The organism is Pseudomonas sp. FW305-7, assembly GCF_058786735.1.
In genome coordinates, this window is record NZ_JBYSZA010000002.1 from 369,255 (window position 1) to 395,358 (window position 26,104).

Genomic DNA, 26,104 nt, shown 5'->3' on the forward strand with positions numbered 1-26,104 from the left:
CTCAAAGACGCACTTGTCCTTCGTATACACGCACTGCCGGACCGGTCATCAGCACCGGTTGGCCAGGGCCTGCCCATTCAATGGACAGACGCCCGCCGGGCAAGTCGATCAACAGCGGCGAATCCATCCACCCCTGACTGATTGCTGCGACAGCCGCCGCACAGGCGCCGGTACCGCAGGCCTGGGTTTCCCCGGCGCCGCGCTCCCACACGCGCAATTGCGCGCGGTTGCGGTCGATGACCTGGAGGAAACCGACATTGACCCGTGCCGGGAAGCGCGGGTGGTGTTCGATCTTCGGCCCCAGCTCATGCACCGGAGCACTGTTGATGTCCTGCACGCGCAACACCGCGTGTGGATTGCCCATCGACACCGCCGCCAGTTCGACCGTGGTGCCGTCGACTTCCAACTGATAGCTTGCGGCCTGCGCCGGTGCTTCGAACGGAATGTCCGCCGGCACCAGGCGCGGGGCGCCCATGTTCACGCCGATCTGGCCGTCGTTACGCACGTCCAGCTCGATGATGCCGCCCTTGGTCTCGACGCGGATCTGGCGCTTGGCGGTCAGACGCTTGTCGAGCACGAAACGTGCGAAGCAGCGCGCACCGTTGCCGCACTGTTCCACTTCGGAACCGTCGGAGTTGAAGATCCGATAACGGAAATCCACGTCCGGGTTGCTCGGCGCCTCGACGATCAGCAACTGGTCGAAGCCGATACCGGTGTGCCGGTCGCCCCATTGCTTGGCGTGCTTTGGCTGAATATGCGCGTGCTGGCTGACCAGGTCGAGAACCATGAAGTCATTGCCCAGGCCGTGCATTTTGGTAAAACGCAGCAGCATGGGTTACTCCGGCAGCAGGCTTTCGCCGGCAAACAGCTCGGCCACGGTTTCGCGGCGGCGCACTTCAAATACCTGATCACCGTCTACCAACACTTCAGCGGCACGGCCACGGGTGTTGTAGTTGGAACTCATCACGAAGCCGTAGGCACCGGCCGAATGAACCGCCAGCAGGTCGCCTTCTTCCAGCGCCAGCTCGCGGTCCTTGGCGAGGAAGTCGCCGGTCTCGCAGATCGGGCCGACCACGTCGTACTTGCGCGCAGCAGTGTCACGCGGTTTGACCGCAGTGACATCCATCCAGGCCTGATACAGCGCCGGGCGGATCAGGTCGTTCATCGCCGCGTCGACGATGGCGAAGTCTTTGTGCTCGGTATGCTTGAGGTACTCGACCTGCGTCAGCAGTACGCCGGCATTGGCAACGATGAAACGGCCCGGCTCGAACACCAGCGCCAGATCACGACCGTGCAGACGCTCACGCACGGCTTTGATGTAGTCGGCAGCCAATGGTGGCTCTTCATCGCGATAACGCACACCCAAGCCGCCACCGAGATCGATGTGGCGCAGATGAATGCCGCAATCGCCGAGACGGTCGACCAGATCGAGCAAGCGATCAAGGGCATCGAGGAACGGCGGCAGGGTGGTCAGTTGCGAACCGATGTGGCAGTCGACACCGACCACTTCCAGGTTCGGCAGATGCGCGGCGCGCACGTACACATCTTCGGCGTCGGCAATGGCGATGCCGAACTTGTTCTCTTTGAGACCGGTGGAAATGTACGGGTGGGTGCCAGCATCGACATCCGGGTTCACACGCAGCGAAACCGGTGCGCGAACGCCCAGCTCGGCGGCGACGACTTGCAGGCGTTCGAGCTCGTCGGTGGATTCGACGTTGAAGCAATGTACGCCGACTTCCAGCGCCCGACGCATGTCGTCTCGGGTCTTGCCGACACCGGAAAACACGATCTTGTCAGGGCTGCCGCCAGCGGCGAGTACGCGCTCCAGCTCGCCACGGGAAACGATGTCGAAACCGGCGCCGAGACGGGCCAGGACATTCAGTACACCGAGGTTGGAGTTGGCTTTGACCGCATAGCACACCAGATGCGGCATGCCGGCCAGCGCATCGGCGTAGGCCAGATACTGGGCTTCGATGTGCGCGCGCGAGTAAACATAGGTGGGCGTGCCGAAACGGTCGGCGATGGCGGACAGCGCCACACCTTCCGCGAACAGCTCCCCGCCACGGTAGTTAAAAGCGTCCATGGCGATCCCTTAGTAAACGTCGTGCTTGTGTGCCTTGGAGGCAGGCTGCTTTTGCGAAGACTGGGCTTGCTCGGCCGGGTCCTGATCGTCATCGGGCAGGTACAGCGGGCCTTTTTGACCGCAGGCCGAAACGAGGCAGGCAACCGCGACGAGCGCAGCAAGGGAAGAGATCAGGCGCTTCATGGCGAAATCCTTGAAAATGCGTTAATTGCGCCGGAGTATACCGGCCACCCGGCGGCTTGCCTATGTGATGGCCCACCCGTCCGGCGGGGCTCGTCCGCCAGTACGTAGAACCCTGTGGGAGCGGGCTTGCCCGCGATTGCGGTGGTTCAGTCGACATTGATGTTGAATTTGCCGGCCTCATCGCGGGCAAGCCCGCTCCCGCAGGTACGGTGTTTACAGTGCCATAGAGGTGCTTGGTCGTTAATCTTTGCAATCGGCCAGCGGCGTCCGTATCTTTCGGCGCTTGAGCCTGATCAGACATTTTTTGAGGTTGCCGCAATGAGTTTGTCCGAAGCCCGTTTCCACGATCTGGTCGATGAAACCCAGGAAAAACTGGAAGACATCTTTGACGAAAGCGACCTGGATATCGACATGGAGAACTCGGCCGGTGTGCTCACCGTCAAGTTCGAAAACGGCTCGCAGCTGATCTTCAGCCGTCAGGAGCCACTGCGTCAGCTGTGGCTGGCGGCGGTGTCCGGTGGTTTCCACTTCGACTACGACGAAGAGAGCGAACGCTGGATGTGCGACAAGAGCGAAGAGCAGCTAGGCGAAATGCTTGAGCGCATCGTCAAGCAGCAGGCCGGCGCTGATTTCGATTTCGAAGGTCTGTGATTCCGTGACTGACACCGCTCCTGTTCGTCCGCCCAAGCCGCTTTACAGCAACGTCAGCCCGGCGGTGCCTTCGCCGTGCAGCGGCGTGTGCCGACTGGATGAACAGAAGGTTTGCCTCGGTTGTTTCCGGCATGTTGAGGACATTCGCGAATGGCGCTCGGCAGACGACGAGCGGCGGCGGATCATCTGTCAGCAGGCTGCCGCACGAAAATCCCTGACTTGACTTGACCCTGTGGTGAGGGGATTTATCCCCGACAGACTGCGCAGCAGTCTCAAAAGCTTGGGGCCGCTGCGCGACCCATCGGGGATAAATCCCCTCGTCACAGGGGGTTCTTGCCAGATCAAAAGTGGGTGGCTTGTATATTTTTTGAGCTGTGATAGTGTCCGAACACGCCTCAACCCACCGAGGCTCGGTGAAAACCCCGTCTTTTTTGGCGGGGTTTTGCTTTTTTTGTGCAGAAGAAAGGAGTCTGCCCGGATCATGACCGCACCTTCCATCACCCTTACCCGTCTGGACGTACAACGTCTGGAGCGCCTGATCGACAGCCTGGATGACTCGCTGCCGGGCGTGATTGCGCTGCAAACCGAACTGGACCGCGCCGATACAGTGGTCGGTCACGATGAAGTCCCCGCCGATGTCGTGACGATGAATTCCCGCGTGCATTGCCGCGAAGAAGGCAGTGGCAAGGATTACCACCTGACGCTGGTCTATCCCAAGGATGCCAACGCCGATGAAGGCAAGATCTCCATTCTGGCGCCGGTCGGCAGCGCGCTGCTGGGCCTGAAGGTCGGTCAACACATCGACTGGCCGGCTCCCGGTGGCAAGACCCTGAAGCTGACCTTGCTGGAAGTCGAATCGCAACCGGCCAACGGTGGTGATTTTCGCGAGTGACCCGCCTCAGACCTGTTCGAGCGCCTCGTTCAGGGCGCGCTCCAGGTCGGCCTTGTAGCGCAGATACAGATTGCTTGAACTTTGCCCGTCACCGAGCAGGCCCGAAAGGTCTAGATCGGTGATGTAGCACCGATAGCGCTCGGTCTCGCGGCGCTGCTCGACGATCTCCCGGGCGACCACGCTGAACAGCTGGTCGCCATGTTCCAGCTCGCTGAATTCCCGTTGATTGCAATACAAAGTGACCTGCACTTCCCCCGGTGCGGCTTTGCCGACGATCGCCTGCACGTCGTAGAACGGTTTGTTCACTGGCGTCTGCGGTGCCGGCCGCGCTTCGACCCGTCGCGCCCGTCCCGGCCCCGAAGGTAATAACTGGTAATACAAAGTCTCAAGGCTTGCCGAAGGCGCGGCGTCCATCGGCAGCGACGCTTCGCGTCGATACTGGATCGATTGCAGGAAACGCTGCATGGGCACCAGCAGACTTTGCTCATCGTGATACGGCAAATGCTGCTGCCACAGCGCGTTGAATTCATCCAGCACGTACAGCTCGGCTTGCTGTTCGGTGATTCTGTAGAACACCTGAATGCTTTCCGGCTGGCCCATTGGCAGGATCAGCGCGAGGTCGTGATCCTCCAGCGCCATCGGGTCCAGGTGCAGTGGGCTGTAGCGCGGCTGTTCTTCGCCGAGGTAATCGAGCAATGCCGGCAGTGTCGCGAGGGCGACGTGGTTGACTTGCCCCGGCACCAGTTCCAGAACGTGGTAGTGCTGCTGCACCTGAATCAGGTAGCGATGATTCAATTCGCTGAGCAGCAGGTTCTGCGCGGTATCGACAATTTCTTCCACGCGACGGGCGATGAACTGCGCGCGGTTATGGCAGAAGCAGCGCACCTTCAACGACGGTTGCAACGGCCCGCGCGGCAGATTGTTGAGGTAGTCACGCAGGCAGTCGAGCAGGGCGTGGGGGCCGTCGAAGCGGTTAACCAGCACTTCGTTCCAGCTGTTGAGCGTGACCTGATCGAGGGTCAGCACGAGGTTTTCGCGCACCCCGGCGTAACTCAGCGAATCGGTGCGCTCGGTGGTCATCAGAATATTGAGGTCGCGGTGATGCTTGAGCGGATCGACGCCGACGTTGACCAGCATCAGCACTTCGCTCGGCACGGCTGCGCGCAACAGCGGTTCTTCAGCCACGGTGGGCAAGGGCAGGGCGATGCACTGTTGCAGGCTGCCGAGCAGATTGAACAGTTCGAACTCGCTCAGGTCGCTGGTGCCGGGGTGCAGGGCCAAGCGGGTGCTGCTGTCGATCACGCCGTTGCGATGGCACCAGGTCAGCAGTTCGAGCAACTCGCGGCTGCGCTTGATCGGCGCAAAGTGTTCCCATTCCAGCGCCGTGAGGCTGCCGTTGTACAAGCCCCACTGGGTTTGCCCGGGTTCCTTCTTGTTGCGCGACTGCACCAGGGTCAGGGTGTCTTCAGCCAGATCGGGGGCGATGCCTGGGTTGATGAACTCGACCTTGTCGGCCTTGCGCTCGAACGCGGCATAAAGCCTGCGACCGAGCACATTGAGATCGCGCTTGTTGATCAGGCTGACAGTTTGTTCGGTGCGGGCGAACTGGGTCAGGAAGCGATAGCTGTAATTGAGTTCGTTCACCAGCGCACGACGTTCGGCGCTGACCTGACGGACTTTCCACTGGCTGCGACTGTCGAGCAGCGCCAGTTGTCGCTGATCCCAATGCCATTCGTTGGCCAACCGTTCCAGCAGCGAACGTTGCCAACCCTGGCTGCGACTGCTGCCGGTGAGCTTGCGATTGACCTTCAGGTACAGCGCACGGCGCACCAGCTCCAGACGTTCCGGCTCGTTGCGCGCGATGAGGTATTCCTCGATGCGCCGGTACACGACCATGTACGGGTCGAGTTCATCTAGATCGAGCTGATTGGCAAACACGGCTTTTTTGAAGCGCAGGCTCAGGCAGTGCACCTTTGGGTGTTCGCTGGCGTAAACCTCGGTCAGCAGTAGCTTGAGCACCGATTTGTAGGGCGACTCGATGCCCTTGAACAGCTGCCACAGTCCGGCACCGATGAATTCTCCCGGCGGAATCGTCGCCAGATGGCCGAGATCCAGGGTTTCGTCGGCGCGGATGAAGCGCTTCGACAGCAGCGTGTGGGTGTAAAGGTCGTAGGCGTTTTCTTCGTAGACCGGCACCAGCCACCAGATCGGTGTGCGCCCGGCCAGCCAGATCGCGGTGCGGTAGAACTCGTCCAGCAGTAGATAGTGCTGAGTGGTGCCGCAGTTTTCCGAGCTGAGTTGGGTGTCGCGTTCGCCTTTGACGAAGCGCACCGGGTCGATCAGAAAGAAATGCGCCTCGGCGCCCTGACTCGCGGCCCAGGTTTCCAGTAGCTGGCATTTCTTGCTCAGCTCGGCCAGTTCGCTTTCAGTCAGGTCCGGCGCATGACAGACCCACACGTCCATGTCGCTCTGATCGGCCTGGGCCAGGGTGCCGAGGCTGCCCATCAGGAACAGCCCGTGAATCGGTCGCGGCGGATTGCTGCCGTGGCGCGGCTTGTAGGAAAAGGAACGGGTCAGGCGCTGGGCTTCAGCGAGGGTGCTGGCATCCGGCTCGTAATTCGACAGGCCGGCCGGCGTGCTGCCCGAGACATAGCCTGGCAGCAGCGGATGATTGACGTGGAAGAACAGCGGCAGCAGCGTCAAAACGCCTTGCTGGCGTGTCGACAGCCCCTCCATTGCACGGCCCAGGCGACCTTCGTTGAGTTTGAGAAAACGTGCGCGCAACTGGCTGAGGACCTTGCGGTCGATTCCCTCGTCCAGATCGGGGCGGATTTCATGGGTGCGCGTCATGTCAGCTCAAACCGGCTCGCAGGCTCGGACGTAGAGGGTCTCGGAATGTGGGAGAGTTTAGCCTTTGCGCAATGGGACTTTTAAGCTGAATTTGTTTTTTGACGTCAGATTTTTATCGCGGGGTGACTTGGTGGGCCCGCGGAAATCCCGTGGCAGGAGTTCCCGTGGGCAAAGTCAGGGGGATCAGGCGGTTTCTTGCTCTCTCAGAATGGTCAGCACGGTTTGCACATTTTGCGCGGCGTCACGGCCCAGGCTGGTCAGATAACCGCCATCGGGCTGGTCGGTGAGTTCTTTTTCAAAGAGGCGTTGGGCAGCAGCGATGTGCTTCGGGGCAGCGGTCTGATGAATTTTCAAACCTTCCTGGGAACTGTCCAGGTTGAAGAGTGCGAGGACTTCCAGTTCGGCAACCAGCTCAGGGGTAAGCGACATAAGGACTCCAGACTTTCTAGGAATTGGACGACAGCGTCCCTAAGGTGAACCCGCTTTTGCGGCGTGTCCAGTGCTCAGATCAGGGATTTTGTCTTGAGGCGGATTCCAGTGTAGTCGGGGTCAGTGAGATGGCTGGCCGGATACGTAACAAACCTTGTGGGAGCGAGCCTGCTCGCGAATACGGTGTGTCATTGAGCGTGTTTTTGCTAATGCACCGCATTCGCGAGCAGGCTCGCTCCCACAGGGGATTGTGTTGTTACTGCTTTTCGGGTGGCAGCTCTGGCAGTGCGCGCAGTGCCGCTTCGTACCATTCGGTGTTGAATGGGCGGTCTTCATCAAGCATCGCGTCAATCTCGTAGGCCAGTACGTGAGCCATCAGATTGAGGATCTCTTCGCGCTCGACACCGACCAGGGTCAGCTTGTTTAGCGTGGCTTTGGCTGCCGGCGGGTTGTCGCTTTCGATCTGGTTCTCGATCGCTTCGATCAGCGTGCTCTCGGTGAACTCTTCTTCGTCGTTGTCGATGTCTGTCGGCTCGCTCATGGCAGGCTCCTCAAGGAAAGGCGCCAGTTTACCCGCATTCAGCGCCATGATGCTGCTGGCAGGAATCGCCCGGGCGATCTATAAACAGACACCGCCCACCCCGCACGGCCTTGGAGGCAATGTGATGCTCAAACTCTACGGATTCTCTGTCAGCAACTACTACAACATGGTCAAACTGGCGCTGCTGGAAAAGGGCCTGCCGTTCGAAGAAGTCACGTTCTACCCGACGCCGACCCCGGAATCCCTGGCCATCAGCCCGCGTGGCAAGGTGCCGGTACTGGGCGTGGACGCGGGGTTCATCAACGAAACCGCGATCATCCTCGAATACCTCGAACAGACCCAGAAAGGCACACCGCTGCTGCCGAGCGATCCGTTTGCGCGTGCGCAGGTGCTGGCGATTGCCAAGGAAATCGAGCTGTACATCGAACTGCCGGGCCGTGCCTGTTATGGCGAAGCGTTTTTCGGCACAACGCTGCCGGAGGCGATCAAGGAAAAGACCAAGGCCGAGCTGCTGCTGGGTTTTGCCGCACTGGGCCGTCACGGAAAATTCGCCCCGTATGTGGCGGGCGACAGTCTGAGTATTGCTGACTTGTACTTCCTCTACAGCGTGCCGTTGGCGTGCGCGGTCGGGAAGAAGTTGTTCGATGTGGATTTGCTGGCAGAGATGCCGAAGGCGAAAGCGCTGCTGGAGCAGCTTGAGCAGAATCCGCATGTGCAGAAAATCGCTGCGGATAAAGAGGCGGCGATGCCGACGTTTTTGGCGATGATCGCTGCCAAGAAGTGAGTTTTCCAGCGTTCTGAAGTCAGTCATCGCTGGCAAGCCAGCTCCCACAGGTCTTTGGGTCGAACGCAAAATTGTGTTCCAGCAAAGAACCCTGTGGGAGCTGGCTTGCCAGCGATGCTTTTAGCGGCTGGCGATCAGTGCCTGACCGCGCACTACCGCAGCCTTGACCTGCGCCGGCGCAGTGCCGCCGATATGGTCACGGGCATTCACCGAGCCTTCCAGGGTCAGCACGGCAAACACGTCCTGTTCGATCTGGTCGCTGAACTGACGCAATTCTTCCAGGCTCATCTCGGCCAGATCCTTGCCAGTGTCGACGCCGTACTTCACCGCGTGGCCAACGATTTCGTGACAGTCACGGAACGGCAGGCCGCGACGTACCAGGTAGTCCGCCAGGTCGGTCGCAGTAGAGAAACCGCGCAGTGCTGCTTCGCGCATGATTGCGTGTTTCGGCTTGATCGCCGGGATCATGTCAGCGAACGCACGCAGCGAATCGCGCAGGGTGTCGGCGGCGTCGAACAGCGGTTCCTTGTCTTCCTGGTTGTCCTTGTTGTAGGCCAGTGGCTGGCCTTTCATCAGGGTCAGCAGGCCCATCAGTGCACCGAACACACGGCCAGTCTTGCCGCGTACCAGCTCTGGCACGTCAGGGTTTTTCTTTTGCGGCATGATCGAGCTGCCGGTGCAGAAACGATCAGGCAGATCGATGAACTGGAACTGCGCGCTGGTCCACAGCACCAGCTCTTCGGAGAAGCGCGACAGGTGCATCATCGCGATGCTCGCAGCCGAGCAGAATTCGATGGCGAAGTCGCGATCGGACACGTTGTCCAGCGAGTTGCCGCCGACGGCGTCGAAGCCCAGCAGCTGTGCGGTGTATTCACGGTCGATCGGGTAGGTGGTGCCGGCCAGCGCGGCGCTGCCCAGCGGCATGCGGTTGGTGCGCTTGCGGCAGTCGACCAGACGCTCGTAGTCGCGGCTGAGCATTTCGAACCAGGCCAGCATGTGGTGCCCGAAGGTCACGGGTTGTGCGGTCTGCAAGTGGGTGAAGCCCGGCATGATGCTCGCGGCTTCGCGCTCGGCCTGCTCCAGCAGGCCTTTTTGCAGACGGGTGATTTCGGCGAGGATCAGATCGATTTCGTCACGCAGCCACAGGCGGATGTCGGTAGCGACCTGGTCGTTGCGGCTACGCCCGGTGTGGAGTTTCTTGCCGGTGACGCCGATGCGGTCGGTCAGGCGTGCTTCGATGTTCATGTGCACGTCTTCGAGGTCGATGCGCCAGTCGAACTGGCCAGCCTCGATTTCACCCTGAATGGTGTTCAGGCCGTCGATGATGCTGTCGCGCTCGGCATCGGTCAGCACGCCGACCTTGGCCAGCATGGTGGCGTGGGCGATCGAGCCCATGATGTCGTGGCGATACAGGCGCTGGTCGAAAGTGACGGAGGCGGTGAAGCGGGCGACGAAGGCGTCGACGGGTTCACTGAAGCGGCCGCCCCAGGACTGATTGGTCTTGTCAGTGCTCATGAATTCGCTCGTATCGGCTTGAAGAAAGAAGGCGTGAAACGCTGGCGCGGATAATAACAGGGTTGCCAATCCTGTCGCTGACACCGGTCGATACGTTTTTTTCTCATCGTGTCCTTCATAGTCAGCGTGTTCCCCGGGGGAATTTGCGTAAGGATATTTTTCGATTGAGCAATATCGGCCCGACGAACGTCTACAGTTGGACATAAGGGTCGGTGCAAGTCGGATCGCGCAAAGGTCTGGCTGCCGACTATAAGAAGAGGGGGGTGGGTGTATTGTCCTTGGGCAAACCCCGCGCAAAGCGCAGGAAACAGCGGGCTTCGAGCAGTACGACCCGGACACTGGCAAATATTGCTGGCCGACGTACGGCACTTTTTGGCGCTCGGGCTAGTCTTAGCGTGGATCGCGGTGACGGACGTCACTTCACCTGTCTACGCTATCCTTGTGCGAGACTCACGCAGGAATCCAGCGCAATATGAATGTCCTGATCGTTGATGACGAACCACTGGCTCGCGAGCGCCTTAGCCGAATGGTGAGCGAGCTCGAGGGTTACACAGTCCTGGAGCCCAGCGCCACGAATGGCGAAGAGGCGTTGGCGCTGATCGACAGCCACAAGCCGGATATCGTGCTGCTCGATATCCGCATGCCGGGCCTGGATGGCCTGCAGGTCGCTGCCCGTCTGTGCGAGCGTGAAACGCCGCCTGCCGTGGTGTTTTGCACCAGTCCCGATGAATTTGCCGTGGAAGCCCTGCAGGCCAGCGCCGTGGGCTATGTGGTGAAACCCGTGCGAACCGAACATCTGCATGACGCCTTGAGAAAGGCTGAACGTCCCAATCGGGCGCAACTCTCGGCCCTGACCCGTCCCGCCGCCGAAAGCGGCAATGGCCCGCGCAGTCACATCAGTGCGCGCACCCGCAAAGGCATTGAACTGATCCCGCTGGATCAGGTGGTCTATTTCATTGCCGACCACAAGTACGTGACCTTGCGCCATGAAGCCGGCGAAGTGCTGCTGGACGAGCCGCTCAAGGCCCTCGAAGACGAATTCGGCGAGCGCTTTGTGCGCATCCACCGCAATGCGCTGGTCGCCCGTGACCGCATCGAACGTCTGCAACGTACGCCGCTGGGGCATTTCCAGTTGTTCCTCAAAGGCCTTAATGGTGATGCGCTGATCGTCAGCCGTCGGCATGTGGCGGGTGTGCGCAAGATGATGCAGGGCCTGTAACCCGGTCTTCCCGGGCGACTCTTCAGTCTATTCACCAGGCATCGCAGGCCAGGGAGGCCGCGCCGTTTCTGATTCAAGTCAAAGTGGATTTGGCTGAGCTGTTATTATCCGCCGTATCTATTCAGTACGGATTGATCCATGTCCTCTCGCGAAATCCGCATCGCCACCCGTAAAAGTGCGCTGGCCCTCTGGCAGGCCGAATACGTCAAAGCCCGTCTGGAAGCGGCCCATCCGGGCTTGCTGGTGACGCTGGTGCCCATGGTTAGTCGCGGCGACAAGTTGCTCGATTCGCCACTGTCGAAAATCGGCGGCAAGGGACTGTTCGTCAAGGAACTGGAAACCGCGCTGCTGGAAAATGAAGCGGACATTGCCGTTCACTCGATGAAAGACGTGCCCATGGACTTTCCTGAAGGCCTCGGTCTGTTCTGCATCTGCGAGCGCGAAGACCCTCGTGATGCCTTCGTTTCAAATACCTATGCAAGCCTTGAAGCGTTGCCGGCCGGCAGCATCGTTGGCACCTCCAGCCTGCGTCGTCAGGCACAGTTGCTGACCCGTCGGCCGGACCTCGAAATCCGTTTCCTGCGCGGCAACGTCAATACCCGTCTGGCCAAGCTGGATGCCGGTGAGTACGACGCGATCATCCTCGCGGCGGCCGGCCTGATCCGTCTCGGATTCGAAGACCGCATCACCTCGGCCATCAGCGTCGATGACAGTCTGCCGGCCGGTGGCCAGGGCGCAGTCGGCATCGAATGCCGCAGTGCCGACACTGAAATTCACGCCTTGCTGGCGCCGCTGCATCACGCTGATACCTCTTCGCGGGTGACCGCTGAACGCGCGCTCAACAAGCATTTGAATGGTGGCTGCCAAGTGCCGATCGCCTGCTACGCGGTGCTCGAAGGCGAGCAATTGTGGTTGCGCGGTCTGGTCGGCGAGCCGAGTGGCGGTCGTTTGATCAGCGCCGAAGCCCGCGCGCCACGCGCCGATGCCGAAGCGCTGGGTGTGAAGGTTGCCGAAGACTTGCTCGGCCAGGGCGCCGAAGAAATTCTCAAGGCAGTCTATGGCGAGGCAGGTCACGAGTGATCGGTTGGCGCCTGCTGCTGACGCGCCCTGCGGATGACTGTGCGGCGCTTGCCGCGACGTTGGCCGCCGAGGGGATTTTCAGCAGTTGCCTGCCGCTTTTGGAAATCGCGCCGCTGCCGGTCTCTGACAAAATATGTCAGGCGATCGCGCGCTTGCCGAGTTGTAGCGCGGTGATTGTGGTCAGCAAGCCGGCGGCACGCATTGCGGTGGAACTGCTCGACGCCCAAGGGTTGCAGTCGCTGGCGATGCCGTGGTTCAGCGTCGGCGCGGCGACGGCGCAGATTCTTCAGGATCGTGGCCTCGACGCACATTTCCCGGACGGCGGTGATGACAGCGAGGCTTTGCTGCAATTACCGCGTCTGCGCGAGGCTGTCACTCAGCCCGGTTCGCAGGTGTTGATCCTGCGCGGGGTGGGCGGCCGCGAGTTGCTCGCCGAGCGTCTGCGCGAGCTTGGTGCTAGTGTCGAGTATCTGGAATTGTATCGACGTGACTTGCCAGCCTACGCGCCGCAAGCACTGCCACGACGGATCGAAGCGGAACGCTTGAACGGGCTGGTGGTCAGCAGTGGACAGGGTTTCGAGCACCTGCGTCAGATGGCCGGCGATGCCTGGCCGACAATAGCGCAGTTGCCGTTGTTTGTTCCAAGCCCAAGGGTTGCCGAGCTGGCACGTGCCGCCGGGGCTCAAACAGTTGTGGATTGCCGCGGCGCGAGTGCCGCGGCTTTGCTGACGGCGTTACGGGAGCATCCCGTGCCCGTTCTCTAATGCAAAGGATGGATACGTGAGCGAAACAGCCTTGCCAAAAGATGACGTCCAACCGGTGATTGATGCACAGGTTGAAACTCCACTGCCGGCCAAAGAGCCGCGCCGAGGCAATGGCCTGGCCATCGTCGCCCTGTTGCTCGGTGCTGCCGGTGTTGCGATCGGTGGCTGGGGAGTCTGGCAGGTGCGTCACCTGCAAACCAACACCCAACAGCAGTCGGGTCAGGTGCAGGCGTTGAACGATCAGGCGCAAAGCCTGAAGCTCAACGAGCAGCGTCTGACCGAGCGCCTCGCGCAGTTGCCGGGGGCTGACGAACTCGCCGAACGCCAGCGTCTGGTGACGCAGCTTCAAGGCGATCAACAGCGCCTCAATCAGCGTCTGGAAACTGTCCTCGGCGCCAGCCGCAAGGACTGGCGTCTGGCCGAAGCCGAACACTTGCTGCGTCTGGCCAGCCTGCGTCTTTCGGCGTTGCAGGACATCAGCAGCGCCCAGGCCTTGGTGCAGGGCGCCGACGAAATCCTGCGTGAACAGAACGATCCCGGTTCCTTCGCTGCCCGTGAGCAAGTGGCGAAAACCCTGGTCGCGCTGCGCAGCACCGAGCAGCCGGATCGCACCGGATTGTTCCTGCGTCTGGGCGCGCTGCGTGATCAGGTCATCGACCTGACCGAACTGGCGCCGGAATACAAGGATCGCGGCGAGTCGCTGCTCGGCCTTACCGCCGATGGTGATGGCGCGAGTCGCTGGGCGCAGTGGTGGGACAAGGTTTCTCGCTACATTCGCATCGATTTCAACGCCGACAAGAATGTGAAGCCGCTGTTGGCCGGGCAGAGCCTGAGCCAGGTGCGTCTGGCCCTGAGCCTGGCGCTGGAGCAGGCACAGTGGGCGGCGCTCAACGGTCAGGCGGCGGTCTACACCCAGGCGCTGACCGAGGCGCGTGACGTGCTCAAAGGCAACTTCAATCCGGACAATCCGCAAAGCAAAGTGATGCTTGAACAGGTGGGTGAGCTGAGCAAGGAACCGGTCACGGTCAAGACTCCGGATCTGACCGGCACTTTGAGTGCGGTGCAGGCCTACCTCGAGCGGCGTAACGTCAACGCCGAAGAGTCGGTGAAACCCTTCGCCAAACCTGCTGCCAACACTGCGCAGGAGGCCACGCCATGAAACGCCTCTATGTGATCGTGTTTCTGGTGATCGCGGCGACGGCGGCGCTGGGCCTGGCGATTGCCGAGCATTCCGGTTACGTGCTGGTCGCCTACAAGTCCTTCCGTTATGAGTCGAGCCTGTGGGCGACGTTGGCGCTGATCGCGGTGTTGTGGTTGCTGATCTGGGGCATCAAGGCCCTGGTCGAGCTGGTCATGGCGTCCACCGGGGTGGTCAATCCATGGTCGCGGCGCAACCGCAGCCGGCGCGTGCAAGTGGCGATCGAACACGGTCAACTGGATCTGGCCGAAGGTCGCTGGGCCAGTGCCCAGCGTCATTTGTACCGGGCCGCCGAAGCCGAACGCCAACCGTTGCTGTATTACCTCGGCGCCGCCCGCGCGGCGAACGAGCAAGGCAATTACGAAGAATCCGATCACCTGCTGGAGCGTGCGCTGGAGCGTCAGCCACAGGCGGAGCTGGCGATTGCCTTGAGCCACGCACAGTTGCAGACCGACCGGGGCGATACCGACGGCGCGCTGGTGACATTGCAGGCCATGCATGAACGCCATCCGCACAATGTGCAGACGCTGCGCCAGTTGCACCGTCTGTATCAGCAGCGCGGTGATTGGTCGGCGGTGATTCGTCTATTGCCGGAACTGCGCAAGGACAAGGTCCTGCCGGCCACTGAACTGGCTGAGCTTGAGCGCCGCGCCTGGGGTGAAAACCTGTCGCTGGCGGCGCAGCGTGAGGAGGATGGCTCGGTTGGCGTGCAGTCGCTTGATCGGGCTTGGCAACAACTCAATTCGGCGCAACGTCAGGAACCGCCGCTGGTGCTGGCCTATGCCGAACAGCTGCGTCAGTTGGGCGCGCAAGTGCAGGCGGAAGAAGTGCTGCGCACGGCACTCAAGCGCAGATACGACAGCCATCTGGCGCGTCTGTATGGCCTGGTGCGAGGCAGTGATCCGGCGCGTCAATTGCAGACCGCCGAAGGCTGGCTCAAGGATCATCCGAATGATCCGAGCCTGCTGCTGACCCTGGGGCGTCTGTGTCTGCAAACCAGTCTGTGGGGCAAGGCACGGGATTATCTGGAAAGCAGTCTGCGCGTGCAGCGTAATCCGGAAGCCTGTGCAGAGCTGGCACGTTTGCTCGCTCAATTGGGTGATACCGAGCGCAGCAATCAGTTGTTCCAGGAAGGTCTCGGCTTGCTGGATGAGCGCTTGCTGGCCGCACCGTTGCCAGTCCCGGCTCGCGTCTGAAGTCACGAGGGAGATTGCTCCCTCGTTCATCCTTGATGCACGAAAATTCACCTTCCTTGGGTGTCTGGGGCGAAGTCCTACAGCGTGCTACACCTTTTCCTCCTGAACCTGTCGGGTTTTCCCTACACCTCTGGTGAACTGTCGGCAGGGCCTTGCCTTGAAAGGCTGACACGCTTTCCTCTACCGTAACCGCCTGTCTCTAAAGTTACGGAAAAGCCATGTCGTTGGCCTGCTCACGCTCCTTGTTCTTCATGGTTTTCACTGCGGGTGCCTTTGCTCTGGGAGCTTCCTATTATCTTGAATACGTGGTCGGCCTGACGCCGTGCAGTTTGTGCCTGGTGCAGCGGCTGTTCCTGACGTTGCTGTGCGCATCCTGCGGTCTGGCGGCGGTGCACGGCCCCGGTCGTGGCGGCTTGTGGCTTTACTGGCTACTCGCGCTGGGCGCGAGTCTGGGTGGCACCACCGCAGCCTGGCGGCAAGTGTTGATCCAGAGTGATCCGGTGCTGCAATTGATCAGATGTACCCCGGATCCGCAGACGCTGTTTAGCGGGCTGCCCTGGATCTGTGCGTTGCAAAAGATGTTTGACGGTGGTGCCGATTGCGCCGAAATCTCCTGGACGCTGTTCGATCTGAGCATCCCGGAGTGGAGCCTGTTGTTCTTTGTCGCGGTGTCGATTCTTGCCGTGTATCAATTGTTGCGCCTGCTCTGGAACGCCTTGCAGCGACCGCTCAGCGGCGAAGCGTCGCACCGGGCGCCGCTGCGGGATTAAACACTTGTATGAACTTTATCTCCTGCGTACCTTGAAGCCATAAGCGTGCGGGCATAATCTGGCCCGCACGTGTCATTGGATTTATGTTGCTCGATGACGCTCTGCCCGATCGCCCCCAAGCCAAAAAGAGAGGGCGCGGGTGTAGAGCAGCATGACCCACAAGGGAAGAGAGATCGCCATGCTCGAAAGTTGTCAGAATGCTCAGGAACGTTGGGGTGGGGTTCATCTGCTGATCGACCGCTGGTTGCAAGAGCGTGAAGAGCTGATCGGCGCCTACGACAACCTCGGTGCACAACCTCAGGCGTTGTCCGAGAACCGCAAACCCTTGCAGGAGTTCTGCGGCGTGCTGGTCGATTACGTTTCGGCCGGGCACTTCGAAATTTACGAACAGCTGACTGGCGAAGCCAAGGCGTTCAACGACAAGCGTGGCCTGGAGCTCGCCGAGACGATCTATCCGCGTATCGACGTCATCACCGAGAAGCTGCTCGCCTTCAATGACCTTTGCGATGAAGGCAAATGCGTTGCCGAGAAATTCAAGGAGCTCGGTGGCCTGCTTCACGAACGCTTCGAACTGGAAGATTGCCTGATTGAAGTGCTGCACACAGCACACAAGGAAGAAGATCCGGTGCAGGCCTGATCCTTTTTTCTGATCAAAAAAACGGTGCGCCCAAAGCGCACCGTTTTTTATTGCCTGCTCAACTCGTCGCGCCACGCAACTCCACTTCAAATACCAGTGGTGTAAACGGTGCAATCAAGTCCCCGGCACCGTCGGCGCCATAGGCCTGATCCGATGGAATCACCAGCCGCCATTTCGCACCCACCGGCATGTTTTGCAGGGCTGTACGCCAGCCGGCAATCACGCTGTCGAGATTGAACCATTGCGGCTGAGTGTTCTGATCGAACACCGTGCCGTCGGGCAACCGACCGATGTACAACACCTGCACTTTTCCATCCGGCCCGGCTTTGGCGCCAGTGCCCGGTACCAGTTCGGTCAGAAGGATGCCGTCGGCCAGTTCCTTGACGCCCGGTTTGGCTTTTTCAGCGGTCAGAAAACGCTGTTCGTTTTCCATCGCGGCGTCGCTCGAAGGCTGTGCGGAGTGCTCGGCATTTTGCGCTTCATGATCGGCCAGAATCTGCTCGATACGTGCCTCGCTCAGCGCCAGTGGCTTGCCTTGATAGGCCTGTTGCAAACCATCAATCAGTGCCTGGATCTGTAACTGCGGAACCTCTTGGCGCAGCCGTTCACCCAGACTTGCTCCAAGGCTGTAAGCCAGATCATGTGCATCGTTCGCGGTGGTTTTTTCGTCAGCGTGGGCGGCCGAAAAGATCATGCAGAGGGATAAAAAAAGGTAGCGCGACATGGGCACTCTCCGTCCTGAGATGCGGGGGATTATGCCAGCGCGAACGTCTGCAACGGTGAACTGCTTTTGACTTCGTGCAGAACATTTTCACTTCGTTGCAACGCAACCGTTTCGATACTGTCAAGATGACCTAGCGGCGGTAACTGCAGAGGTCTAGTATGAGCCGCACTCACGTCAGCCAGGAGGTAAACCATGTCGGCCACCAAGAAGCCTGTAAATACTCCGTTGCACTTACTCCAACAACTCTCGGGCAGCTTGCTCGAGCATCTGGAAAACGCTTGCTCCCAAGCCTTGGCTGATGCTGAAAAACTGCTCGCCAAACTGGAAAAGCAACGCGGCAAGGCGCAAGAAAAACTGCACAAATCCCGCACCAAATTGCAGGACGCAGCGGCCGCCGGTAAAGCCAAGGCGCAGACCAAGGCCAAAGGCGCAGTGAAAGAACTGGAAGACCTGCTTGATGCGTTGAAGGATCGTCAGTCCGACACTCGCAGCTACATTCTGCAACTCAAGCGCGACGCCCAGGAAAGCCTGAAACTGGCCCAGGGTGTTGGTCGCGTTCAAGAAGCCGTGGGTAAGGTATTGTCCACTCGCGCAGCCAAACCGGCAGCGGCACCAGCGAAGAAAGCAGCTGCAAAACCTGCTGCGGCCAAAGCCCCGGCGAAAACCGCAGCGGCCAAACCGGCTGCTAAAACTGCAGCCAAACCTGCGGCCAAACCTGCGGCCAAAGCACCGGTGAAAGCGGCGGCCAAACCTGCTGCCAAAACCGCTGCAAAACCTGCAGCGAAAAAACCGGCTGCCGCGAGTGCTGCAAAACCGGCGGCTAAAACCACCGCTGCAAAACCAGCTCCAGCGAAAACCGCAGCCGCCAAACCTGCCGCTAAACCCGCTGCCAAAGCATCGGCAAAACCAGCAGCAAAACCTGCTGCTAAAACCGCCGCTGCCAAACCAGCCGCCAAGACTGCCGCCAAACCGGTTGCAGCCAAACCAGCTGCAAAAGCGCCTGCCAAGCCGGCTGCCAAACCAGCCGTGAAAGCCGCCGCCAAACCGGCAACCAAGCCTGCCGCGAAACCGGCCGCCGCTGCCAAGCCAGCGACTGCTGCCGCCAAGCCTGCTGCTGCAAAACCAGCTGCCAAGCCAGCCGCAAAACCAGCCGTGAAAAAGCCAGCCGCTGCCAAACCAGCCGCCGTCAAACCGGCAACCGCGCCAACGGCCAAGCCTGCCACGCCAGCAACTCCGGCTGCACCGGCACCTGCCGCTTCTACCTCGACCCCTTCGACTGCGCCAACGCCAGCCGCCGTGTCGAGCGTCACCAGCAACCCGACCAGCGCTTCCTAAGTGCCGGTTGCCGCGACGCGCAGCACTTGCAGCGCGTCGCGGTTCGGACTGGCCGTCGCACCGGCCAAGCCTTCCAGCCAGGTGTTTGAACCTGCGCCGTTTCGCGTCCACTCCTGCGCCAGACCCTCAAGCCGTGACAGCAACGCTCGCTCAGCCTCAAGCTCGAGTGATTTGATCTGCTCGCGCATGCCTTTCAGCACCGCATCATCAATTGCCCGCGCTTTCCATTGCATGCGCATTGCTCGCAGCGGCTGCACCACCTCGACATCCCAAGGCTCGGTCAACGCCTGAAGCAGCCGTACGCGTTGTTCATCGCACGTCACCCCGCGTTGCTCCAGCCATAAACCGCACAACAGCAGACACACATTGGCCCCCGCCGTTTGCAGTTGCAGGCAGGCGTCTTCCACGCCCGGGCGGGCGTAAGTGGCAAGGGAAAAGCTCCACAGGTCAGAGGACATCGTGCTACTCGCGCCAGTTGTGAGCGAAGCTGGTAGACTCCGCCGCCATTATGATCCGACTTCAGAACCTGACTTTACAGCGTGGCCCGCAACGTCTGCTAGAAGACGCCGAGCTGACCCTGCACGCCGGCCACAAAGCCGGCCTCATCGGTGCCAACGGCGCCGGCAAATCCAGCCTGTTCGCCTTGATTCGGGGTGAGCTGCACCCTGATTCGGGTGACTGCTATTTGCCGGCCGACTGGCGCATCGCTCACATGCGCCAGGAGATCGAGACGCTTGAGCGTCTTGCCGTCGACTATGTGCTCGACGGCGACCTGCGTCTACGCGAGGTGCAACGTGACCTCGCGGCCGCCGAAGCAGCGCATGACGGTGCCGCTCAGGCCCGTCTGCACGCCGAGCTCGACAGCGCCGACGGTTACACCGCCGATGCGCGAGCGCGCAAGTTGCTCGCCGGTCTGGGTTTCACCAACGAGCAGATGGATCGTCAGGTCGGCGATTTCTCCGGTGGCTGGCGGATGCGCCTGAATCTGGCGCAGGCCTTGATGTGCCCATCGGACCTGTTGTTGCTCGACGAACCGACCAACCACCTGGACCTCGACGCGATCATCTGGCTCGAAGAGTGGCTGAAAAGCTACCCGGGCACCTTGCTGCTGATTTCCCACGACCGTGATTTCCTCGACGAAGTCGTCGATCACGTCGCCCATGTCGATCAGCGCAAAATCACTTTGTATCGCGGCGGCTACACCGCGTTCGAACGCGCCCGTGCCGAGCGTCTGGCCCAGCAACAACAGGCCTACGAGAAGCAGCAGGCGCAACGTGCGCACATGGAAAGCTACATCGCCCGCTTCAAGGCCCAGGCCACCAAGGCCCGTCAGGCGCAGAGCCGGATCAAGGCGCTGGAGCGTATGGAAGAGCTGTCGGCGGCCCACGTCGATTCGCCGTTCGACTTTGTGTTCCGTGAGTCGACCAAGATCTCCAGCCCGCTGATCGACTTGTCCGATGCACGTCTCGGCTACGGCGATAAAACCATCCTGGAGAAGGTCAAGCTGCAACTGACCCCAGGTGCGCGGATCGGCCTGCTTGGTCCGAATGGCGCGGGTAAGTCGACGCTGATCAAGAACCTCGCCGGCGAGCTGTCACCGATCGCCGGGCGCCTGACCCGTGGCGAGAACACCGTGGTCGGCTACTTCGCCCAGCATCAGTTGGACTCGCTGGACGCCAAGGCTAGTCCGCTGCTGCACTTGCAGCGCTTGGCGCCAACCGAACGTGAGCAGACCCTGCGCGACTTCCTCGGCGGTTTCGACTTCCGTGGCGCGCGCATTGATGAGCCGGTGCTGAATTTCTCCGGTGGTGAAAAGGCGCGTCTGGCCCTGGCATTGATCGCCTGGGAACGGCCGAACCTGTTGCTGCTCGACGAACCGACCAACCACCTCGACCTGGAAATGCGCCTGGCGCTGACCATGGCGCTGCAGGAATTCAGCGGTGCGGTACTGGTGGTGTCTCACGATCGGCACTTGCTCAAGAGCACCACCGATAACTTCTACCTGGTCGCTGACGGCAAGGTGGAAGAGTTCGATGGCGACCTCGAAGACTACGCGCGCTGGCTGGTCGAATACCGTCAGCGCAACGCGCCGGTCAGCAACACCCCGGTCAACCCGGACAAGACCGACAAGAAGGCGCAGCGTCAGGCTGCCGCTGCGTTGCGTCAGCAATTGGCGCCGCACAAGCGCGAAGCCGACAAGCTGGAAGCCGAACTGGGCAAGCTCCACGAAAAACTCGCCAAGGTTGATGCCAGCCTTGGCGACAGCGATATCTACGAGCCGGCGCGCAAGAACGAATTGCGTGATCTGCTGGCCGAGCAGGCCAAGCTGAAGGTTCGCGAAGGCGAACTGGAAGAGGCGTGGATGCAAGCCCTGGAAACGCTGGAAAGCATGCAGGCGGAGCTGGAGGCGCTGTCCTGATGGAAGCGTTCAAGCTGCCGCTGCCGGCCATGTGGGTCGAGCCGCTCTGGCTCGGCGTACAGATTCTGCTGATTCTGTTGGCCGGTTACATTGCCCAGCGCTTTGTCGCCAAATGCCTGACCCGTCTGGGTGAGCGTTATCCGTTCCCGCCGCAGTTGCTGATGCCACTGCGAGGCGTGCTGCGCTGGCTGATCATGGGCAGTGCGGTGATTTTTGTGCTTGAGCGCCTCGGTGTTTCGGCCACGGTGTTGTGGACGGCGTTGTCCGGTTTTGTTGCCGTGGCGGCGGTGGCGTTCTTCGCGATGTGGAGTGTGCTGTCGAACCTGCTCTGCGCGATTCTGATCTTCACTGTCGGGCCGTTTCGCCTGGGGGATATCGTCGAGTTGGTCGACACCACGGACAAGCCCGGTGTGAAGGGGCGAGTGGTGGCGATCAATCTGCTCTACACCACGCTGATCGAGGCTGAGGAACTGGGCACCGGTAGCGCGATGGTGCAGGTGCCGAACAGTTTGTTCTTCCAGCGCTCGGTGCGGCGTTGGCGCGGGACGGATGTGTTTCCGTCGAGCGGCTTCGAGAAGTAGATTTCGGGGCGTCTGTTCTGACGCTTTCGCGAGCAGGCTCGCTCCCACATTTGAAATGCGTTTCCCTGTGGGAGCGAGCCTGCTCGCGAAAAGGTCCTCCAGCCGTGATTGCTGCACCATCCTGCAAAAAATTAATGGTCAACCATTCCAAACCGCATTAGCTTGGACGTCTGTGACGATTCAGAGTCGAGGTGTGCGATGGAGCTTCAAACATGGCTGGCGTTTTTCGCCGCCTGCTGGGTGATCAGTCTTTCTCCGGGCGCCGGCGCTATTGCGTCGATGTCCAGCGGTCTGCAATACGGCTTCTGGCGTGGCTACTGGAATGCCCTGGGCCTGCAAATCGGCCTCGCGGTGCAGATTGCGATTGTTGGTGCCGGTGTCGGCGCGATTCTCACTGCTTCGGCCACCGCGTTCCATGCGATCAAATGGTTCGGCGTGGCCTATCTGGTGTATCTGGCGATCAAGCAATGGCGCGCACTGCCCATGGACATGAGCGATGACGCGGCAGTACGGCCAATCGGCAAGCCGCTGGCGCTGGTGTTCCGTGGCTTTTTGGTGAACATCAGCAACCCCAAGGCACTGGTGTTCATGCTGGCGGTGCTGCCGCAGTTCATTAATCCGCATGCACCGCTGTTGATCCAGTACGTGGTGATCGGCGTGACCATGATCGCCGTTGACCTGGTCGTCATGGCCGGCTACACCGGACTGGCGTCGAAAGTGCTGCGCCTGCTGCGCACGCCAACGCAGCAGAAACGCATGAACCGCACCTTTGCCGGTTTGTTCATTGGCGCGGCGGCGTTTATGGCGACGTTGCGTAAAGCGGCGGTCTAAAAGCCCCGGCCAGAAAAAAGGCGACCTCGTGAGGTCGCCTTTTTTATTGCCCTTTCTGGAGTGAGCATTTGTGGCGAGGGGATTTATCCCCGTTGGCTCGCGCAGCGGGCCCTTTTGATCTTAAAAGAAAGGGCCGCTTCGCAGCCCAACGGGGATAAATCCCCTCGCCACAGGAAAGCATTTCTCCAAATCAATCAGCGCAAGATCACCGGCGCAGTATCACGCGGCAGATTGTTGCGCTGCGGCGCTTCACGCGGCTGCTCGTAGCCGCCACCACCGAGCTGTTGGCTCAGTTGCCTGGCGACGTCTTCGCCCAGCGCCTTCGACACCTCACGCACCACCCGTGGGCGGTTCAGCGAGATCTTGATGTCGCGGCCGTTCACCAGTTTGGTGTCCTGCGCTTCACCCATCGCCGTGAAGGCCGAAGTGATTTCGAAGGTCTTGGTGTTGATCAGGCTGAAATCCGCCACCAGCGTCAGGCCCAGTACCGCCGAATAGCTGTCGGTGTGCGCCAGCTCGTTCATGTCCTGGGTGAAGTCGATGTCCGACACCGTGCCAAACAGTACGTAGTCGGCGCCTTTGAAGTTGCCGGCCTTGATGCGTTTGATCACGTCATAGACATCGCCCTTGGACGACGCGGTGTACGGCGTGCCCTGCACCAGCTGGAACATGCCGGTACGCAGAATTTCACCCTTGATGTCGCCGGTGAATTTGCGCAGCTCGCCCTGCTCGATGTAGCTGGTGGTCGCTTCGATCTCGTTGTAGCTCGAAGAACCGCTGGCGCTGTAGTAACTCTCGCGATGATTGCTCTGGGCCGAAACGATGTGGATGTATTGCTCCACACGCTCCTGATACGCCAGATCCGTCACCGCGACTTTCGGGGCCGCTTGCGCGCCAAACGCGCAAGCCAGGGCCATCATGCCAATCCATGCGCGCATCGATTAACGCTCCGTGGTTTTGCGGATCTCTTTTTCGTCCATCCACTCGGCCAGACCGCTTTCCACGTCAATCAATTGCAGGCTGAATTTGTAGAAGACGTCTTTGTAATCGCTGCTGCGCTTGACGATCGAGCTGATCGAGCCTTCGATGCGGTACTTGGCAGCCACCATGTTGCCGGTCTTGGCCACGGTGCTCTTCTTGTACAGACCGCTCTGGTTTTGCAGCTTCAGCTGGTCAACCTGGCTCTGCATCGCATTGTTGTCGCTGGCAAAACGCGCAACGCCGGTTTTCATCAGCTGGGTCTTGATGCTGGTGGTGATTTCGCGGGTATCGATGTACTCGCTGGTCTTGTTTTTCACGTCGTAGACCTGAACCACAGGACGGTTCTGCAGAATGCCGGACTGAGCCAGCGAGCGGGTCATCGACTCGGCGATCATTTGCAGATCGGTCGAACCGAATTCGTTGGTCACGGTTTCAACCGCTTTGGTGTCGCCGTAGCTGATGTTCTTGCTGCCCAGGGTCGGCGAGGTGTTGGCGCAGCCGGAGGCCAGCAGGGCGATAACGGCGATGCAGGAAAAGCGTACAAACATGGCAGTGTTCTCTAAATCAGAAATAGGGTGGCGGGCTTACGGCGTCTTGAGTTCCAGACGGAAGTCCACGGCTTTCGGGGTCGGGGCGATGCCCTGGATGAAGCTGGTCTGGGCGCCATACATCATCTGGCTCTTCCAGACTTCTTCCTCGGCAATCGGGAAACCTTCCGGGCCGAGCCAGGCGAAGCGGTAGTAGAACGTCTTGTTGCTGTTGAGGGTGTTGCTCAACTGCACGTTGACGGTCATGAAACCGTTTTCGCGGGCGACGCGCATGGCGCCGACGACGATGTGTTTCTGCGGCCCCATGGCCACGACTTTGCTCGCGGCGCTGCCCGGCTCAGGTGGCGGCGGGGTGGCGCAGCCGCTCGCCAGCAAGGCGAGGGCGGCGACGGCGATGAGTTTGAAGCGCATGCAAAGACTCCGTTCTTAAGGTTGTTTGAGGCTGGCAACGTTGGTCGCGCCGGCGCTCGGGATGACATGGGCGGCGAGACCGCCAGCGAACACCTGATTGCCGACGGCGCGCAGGCTGATCACTTGATAGCGCTGGTCAACGGTGACCTTGACCACCGAACCGCCCACGGCGCTCGGCAGGGTAACCTGATGCTCACCCTTTTTCAGGCGCAGACGCACTACCTGGGTGTTGTCCGGCAGGGTGCGCCACGTACGGGTATCGGCACCTTCGAGCACGGCTGAAGAAATACCGACCGCGAGACCTGCCAGCGGGTTGGTTTCGTTGATTTTCTTCTGCGCTACGCCTTTGGTGATCGCGCGCACGGTGGTGCGCACGATGATCCCCGGCATGTCATCGCGCAAGGCGCGGCGGGACATGGCGGTGGTGCTGTTGAGGGCGGTCAGATTGACCTGCTGGCCGTCGACACCGATCTGCGCGAATGGCGCGGTGGAGGTGTCAGCCTTGATGATCGGGAACGACAGCGGGGTGATCACCACGTTGTTGGAGATCGGCAACGGCAGCGGCACCCGAATCGAATCGCGAGACGGCGCCAGGCCGCTTTGCACGACGATCAGGATGTCGCTGTCGTCGCTTTTGCTCGGCTTGTCGAGGTTGACCAGCGCCTGTTCCAGCAGCGGCGTGTTCGGGCGCAGTTCGGCTGCCTTGCGGTAGCCCGGCGCAGCCAGATCTTTTTCACCGAGGGCTTCATAGACGAAGCCGGCCAGGTAATGGCTGAACGCACTCTGGTAGCTGTTTTTCAGGCTGACCACTTCCGGCGCGTCGAGGCTGGCGACCGGATAGCCTTGCAGGTCCTTGTATTGAGTCTTGATGCCTTCTTTCTCGGCCTCTTCCTCGCTCTTGAGGTATTCCTTGTCACGCAGGTCGGCGATCACCGCTTCGCGTTCGTGAGTCTTCTTGATCGCGGTGCGTGCGCCGTCGAAGTCATTCACCGCCAGCAGGTTCAGGGCCATCTGCGTGGTCAGCATGACTTTTTCGTAGTCGTAACCTTCGTAGCGGCGAACCTTGTCGTTGACGACGAAGCTGCCGAACTGAGCGAGGTATTTGCCGGTGTCGAGCTTGACCGAATCTTCCCACTGACCGACCACTACATCGGCGCTGGTCCAGGCGTTCTGGCTGCCGGACAGGTCGCCCTTGGCGCGCAGCAGTTCACCTTTCTCGAAGTAATAGAGCAGGTCTTTGTCAGGGCCGGTGTTGTTCTTTTCCAGCAAGGTCAGCGCGGCGTCGACGTTGCCGGAGGCCAGTTGCTGGTTGGTCTGTGCCAGTTCGGAGTCGTAGTTGCGAAACGCCGAACAGCCGGACAGCAGAGTGACGGCGCTGAGCGCGATCAGAGTGGGAGCGCGGAATGCCATGGGGGTACTTCTTCCCTGGAGTAACTACAGCCGCGGATGCTGGTCGGGCTGGTGTGACCCATCGACAGTGGC

At 60.6% G+C, this 26,104-nt stretch carries 28 protein-coding genes and 1 pseudogene; 16 read left to right on the forward strand and 13 right to left on the reverse strand.

Annotated features, from left to right (window positions below; translation table 11 throughout):
* Position 1 precedes the first annotated feature (1 nt).
* The 3 genes from dapF to lptM are packed head-to-tail and all read right to left on the reverse strand — an operon-like array spanning position 2 to position 2,266.
* Positions 2-832 (reverse strand): diaminopimelate epimerase, encoded by an 831-nt coding sequence (dapF, locus tag AC3WMT_RS04765; protein WP_103302557.1) that lies wholly within the window; start codon positions 830-832, stop codon positions 2-4.
* Between the two features lie 3 nt (positions 833-835).
* Positions 836-2,083 carry a diaminopimelate decarboxylase gene (gene lysA, locus AC3WMT_RS04770; protein ID WP_103302556.1) on the reverse strand — a complete coding sequence of 416 codons (1,248 nt, stop codon included), beginning with the start codon at positions 2,081-2,083 and terminating at the stop codon, positions 836-838.
* Positions 2,084-2,092: 9 nt separating this feature from the next.
* On the reverse strand, positions 2,093-2,266 hold the full coding sequence (gene lptM / locus AC3WMT_RS04775) for an LPS translocon maturation chaperone LptM (protein ID WP_042561715.1): 174 nt from the start codon (positions 2,264-2,266) through the stop codon (positions 2,093-2,095).
* Between the two features lie 318 nt (positions 2,267-2,584).
* On the opposite strand from lptM, the gene cyaY reads away from it, so the two are divergent.
* From cyaY to rnk, 3 genes are all read left to right on the forward strand, one after another.
* Positions 2,585-2,917, forward strand: coding sequence for an iron donor protein CyaY (gene cyaY, locus AC3WMT_RS04780; protein WP_008084571.1), 333 nt, complete (start codon positions 2,585-2,587; stop codon positions 2,915-2,917).
* Between the two features lie 4 nt (positions 2,918-2,921).
* Positions 2,922-3,140: a DUF1289 domain-containing protein gene (locus AC3WMT_RS04785; RefSeq protein WP_103302555.1), complete on the forward strand. Its 219-nt coding sequence runs from the start codon at positions 2,922-2,924 to the stop codon at positions 3,138-3,140.
* Positions 3,141-3,398: 258 nt separating this feature from the next.
* Positions 3,399-3,809 carry a nucleoside diphosphate kinase regulator gene (gene rnk, locus AC3WMT_RS04790; protein WP_103302553.1) on the forward strand — a complete coding sequence of 137 codons (411 nt, stop codon included), beginning with the start codon at positions 3,399-3,401 and terminating at the stop codon, positions 3,807-3,809.
* Between the two features lie 6 nt (positions 3,810-3,815).
* Here rnk and AC3WMT_RS04795 read toward each other — a convergent pair whose 3' ends face one another.
* From AC3WMT_RS04795 to AC3WMT_RS04805, 3 genes are all read right to left on the reverse strand, one after another.
* Complete coding sequence (locus AC3WMT_RS04795; RefSeq protein ID WP_103302552.1) at positions 3,816-6,659, reverse strand: class I adenylate cyclase; 2,844 nt, start codon at positions 6,657-6,659, stop codon at positions 3,816-3,818.
* Positions 6,660-6,842: 183 nt separating this feature from the next.
* Complete coding sequence (locus AC3WMT_RS04800; protein ID WP_039757399.1) at positions 6,843-7,088, reverse strand: TIGR02647 family protein; 246 nt, start codon at positions 7,086-7,088, stop codon at positions 6,843-6,845.
* Between the two features lie 256 nt (positions 7,089-7,344).
* The gene (locus tag AC3WMT_RS04805) at positions 7,345-7,629 is read right to left on the reverse strand and encodes a hypothetical protein (RefSeq protein ID WP_103302551.1); all 285 of its coding nucleotides are present in this window, start codon (positions 7,627-7,629) and stop codon (positions 7,345-7,347) included.
* A 124-nt stretch (positions 7,630-7,753) separates the two neighbouring features.
* On the opposite strand from AC3WMT_RS04805, the gene AC3WMT_RS04810 reads away from it, so the two are divergent.
* A complete protein-coding gene (locus AC3WMT_RS04810) occupies positions 7,754-8,413 on the forward strand; it encodes a glutathione S-transferase family protein (RefSeq protein WP_103302947.1) in 660 nt (219 codons plus the stop codon).
* Between the two features lie 120 nt (positions 8,414-8,533).
* Here the strand turns inward: AC3WMT_RS04810 and argH are convergent, their stop codons facing one another.
* A complete protein-coding gene (gene argH / locus AC3WMT_RS04815) occupies positions 8,534-9,928 on the reverse strand; it encodes an argininosuccinate lyase (protein ID WP_008084559.1) in 1,395 nt (464 codons plus the stop codon).
* 335 nt (positions 9,929-10,263) lie between these two features.
* Between argH and AC3WMT_RS04820 the strand changes: the two are divergent.
* The 8 genes and pseudogenes from AC3WMT_RS04820 to rsd form a co-directional block, all read left to right on the forward strand.
* Positions 10,264-10,404: pseudogene (locus AC3WMT_RS04820) on the forward strand (sensor histidine kinase); the annotation flags it as partial.
* Complete coding sequence (locus tag AC3WMT_RS04825) at positions 10,401-11,147, forward strand: LytR/AlgR family response regulator transcription factor (protein WP_103302550.1); 747 nt, start codon at positions 10,401-10,403, stop codon at positions 11,145-11,147. The pseudogene AC3WMT_RS04820 and the gene AC3WMT_RS04825, both read left to right, overlap by 4 nt.
* 138 nt (positions 11,148-11,285) lie before the next feature.
* A complete protein-coding gene (gene hemC, locus AC3WMT_RS04830) occupies positions 11,286-12,227 on the forward strand; it encodes a hydroxymethylbilane synthase (protein WP_103302549.1) in 942 nt (313 codons plus the stop codon).
* The gene (locus tag AC3WMT_RS04835) at positions 12,224-12,991 is read left to right on the forward strand and encodes a uroporphyrinogen-III synthase (RefSeq protein ID WP_103302548.1); all 768 of its coding nucleotides are present in this window, start codon (positions 12,224-12,226) and stop codon (positions 12,989-12,991) included. The genes hemC and AC3WMT_RS04835 overlap by 4 nt, the downstream gene beginning before the upstream one ends.
* Before the next feature lie 16 nt (positions 12,992-13,007).
* Positions 13,008-14,150, forward strand: coding sequence for a uroporphyrinogen-III C-methyltransferase (locus tag AC3WMT_RS04840; RefSeq protein ID WP_103302547.1), 1,143 nt, complete (start codon positions 13,008-13,010; stop codon positions 14,148-14,150).
* Entirely contained in the window at positions 14,147-15,385 is a 1,239-nt protein-coding gene (locus AC3WMT_RS04845) for a heme biosynthesis protein HemY (protein ID WP_103302546.1), read from the forward strand. The genes AC3WMT_RS04840 and AC3WMT_RS04845 overlap by 4 nt, the downstream gene beginning before the upstream one ends.
* Before the next feature lie 218 nt (positions 15,386-15,603).
* Complete coding sequence (locus AC3WMT_RS04850) at positions 15,604-16,155, forward strand: disulfide bond formation protein B (RefSeq protein ID WP_103302545.1); 552 nt, start codon at positions 15,604-15,606, stop codon at positions 16,153-16,155.
* Between the two features lie 178 nt (positions 16,156-16,333).
* Complete coding sequence (rsd, locus tag AC3WMT_RS04855; protein ID WP_103302544.1) at positions 16,334-16,792, forward strand: sigma D regulator; 459 nt, start codon at positions 16,334-16,336, stop codon at positions 16,790-16,792.
* A 58-nt stretch (positions 16,793-16,850) separates the two neighbouring features.
* Here the strand turns inward: rsd and AC3WMT_RS04860 are convergent, their stop codons facing one another.
* Complete coding sequence (locus AC3WMT_RS04860) at positions 16,851-17,516, reverse strand: FKBP-type peptidyl-prolyl cis-trans isomerase (RefSeq protein WP_103302543.1); 666 nt, start codon at positions 17,514-17,516, stop codon at positions 16,851-16,853.
* Between the two features lie 192 nt (positions 17,517-17,708).
* Between AC3WMT_RS04860 and AC3WMT_RS04865 the strand changes: the two genes are divergently transcribed.
* Positions 17,709-18,851 carry an AlgP family protein gene (locus AC3WMT_RS04865; protein ID WP_103302542.1) on the forward strand — a complete coding sequence of 381 codons (1,143 nt, stop codon included), beginning with the start codon at positions 17,709-17,711 and terminating at the stop codon, positions 18,849-18,851.
* Here the strand turns inward: AC3WMT_RS04865 and AC3WMT_RS04870 are convergent.
* On the reverse strand, positions 18,848-19,309 hold the full coding sequence (locus tag AC3WMT_RS04870) for a TIGR02444 family protein (RefSeq protein WP_103302541.1): 462 nt from the start codon (positions 19,307-19,309) through the stop codon (positions 18,848-18,850). The two genes, AC3WMT_RS04865 and AC3WMT_RS04870, sit on opposite strands and share 4 nt — an antisense overlap.
* Positions 19,310-19,359: 50 nt before the next feature.
* On the opposite strand from AC3WMT_RS04870, the gene AC3WMT_RS04875 reads away from it, so the two are divergent.
* From AC3WMT_RS04875 to AC3WMT_RS04885, 3 genes are all read left to right on the forward strand, one after another.
* Entirely contained in the window at positions 19,360-21,270 is a 1,911-nt protein-coding gene (locus AC3WMT_RS04875; protein WP_103302540.1) for an ATP-binding cassette domain-containing protein, read from the forward strand.
* Entirely contained in the window at positions 21,270-21,851 is a 582-nt protein-coding gene (locus AC3WMT_RS04880) for a mechanosensitive ion channel family protein (protein WP_103302539.1), read from the forward strand. Before AC3WMT_RS04875 ends, AC3WMT_RS04880 begins: the two co-directional genes overlap by 1 nt.
* A gap of 198 nt (positions 21,852-22,049) precedes the next feature.
* Entirely contained in the window at positions 22,050-22,682 is a 633-nt protein-coding gene (locus tag AC3WMT_RS04885; protein WP_103302538.1) for a LysE family transporter, read from the forward strand.
* 194 nt (positions 22,683-22,876) lie between these two features.
* Here AC3WMT_RS04885 and AC3WMT_RS04890 read toward each other — a convergent pair whose 3' ends face one another.
* Genes AC3WMT_RS04890 through AC3WMT_RS04905 form a run of 4 tightly spaced genes read right to left on the reverse strand, consistent with a single transcriptional unit; the run spans position 22,877 to position 26,032 of the window.
* Positions 22,877-23,620: a penicillin-binding protein activator LpoB gene (locus AC3WMT_RS04890; RefSeq protein ID WP_103302537.1), complete on the reverse strand. Its 744-nt coding sequence runs from the start codon at positions 23,618-23,620 to the stop codon at positions 22,877-22,879.
* Positions 23,621-23,623: 3 nt separating this feature from the next.
* Positions 23,624-24,211: a penicillin-binding protein activator LpoB gene (lpoB, locus tag AC3WMT_RS04895; RefSeq protein WP_103302536.1), complete on the reverse strand. Its 588-nt coding sequence runs from the start codon at positions 24,209-24,211 to the stop codon at positions 23,624-23,626.
* A gap of 36 nt (positions 24,212-24,247) precedes the next feature.
* Positions 24,248-24,622 (reverse strand): YcfL family putative periplasmic lipoprotein, encoded by a 375-nt coding sequence (locus tag AC3WMT_RS04900; RefSeq protein WP_011336502.1) that lies wholly within the window; start codon positions 24,620-24,622, stop codon positions 24,248-24,250.
* Positions 24,623-24,637: 15 nt separating this feature from the next.
* Complete coding sequence (locus AC3WMT_RS04905) at positions 24,638-26,032, reverse strand: COG3014 family protein (protein ID WP_103302535.1); 1,395 nt, start codon at positions 26,030-26,032, stop codon at positions 24,638-24,640.
* Positions 26,033-26,104: the final 72 nt, after the last annotated feature.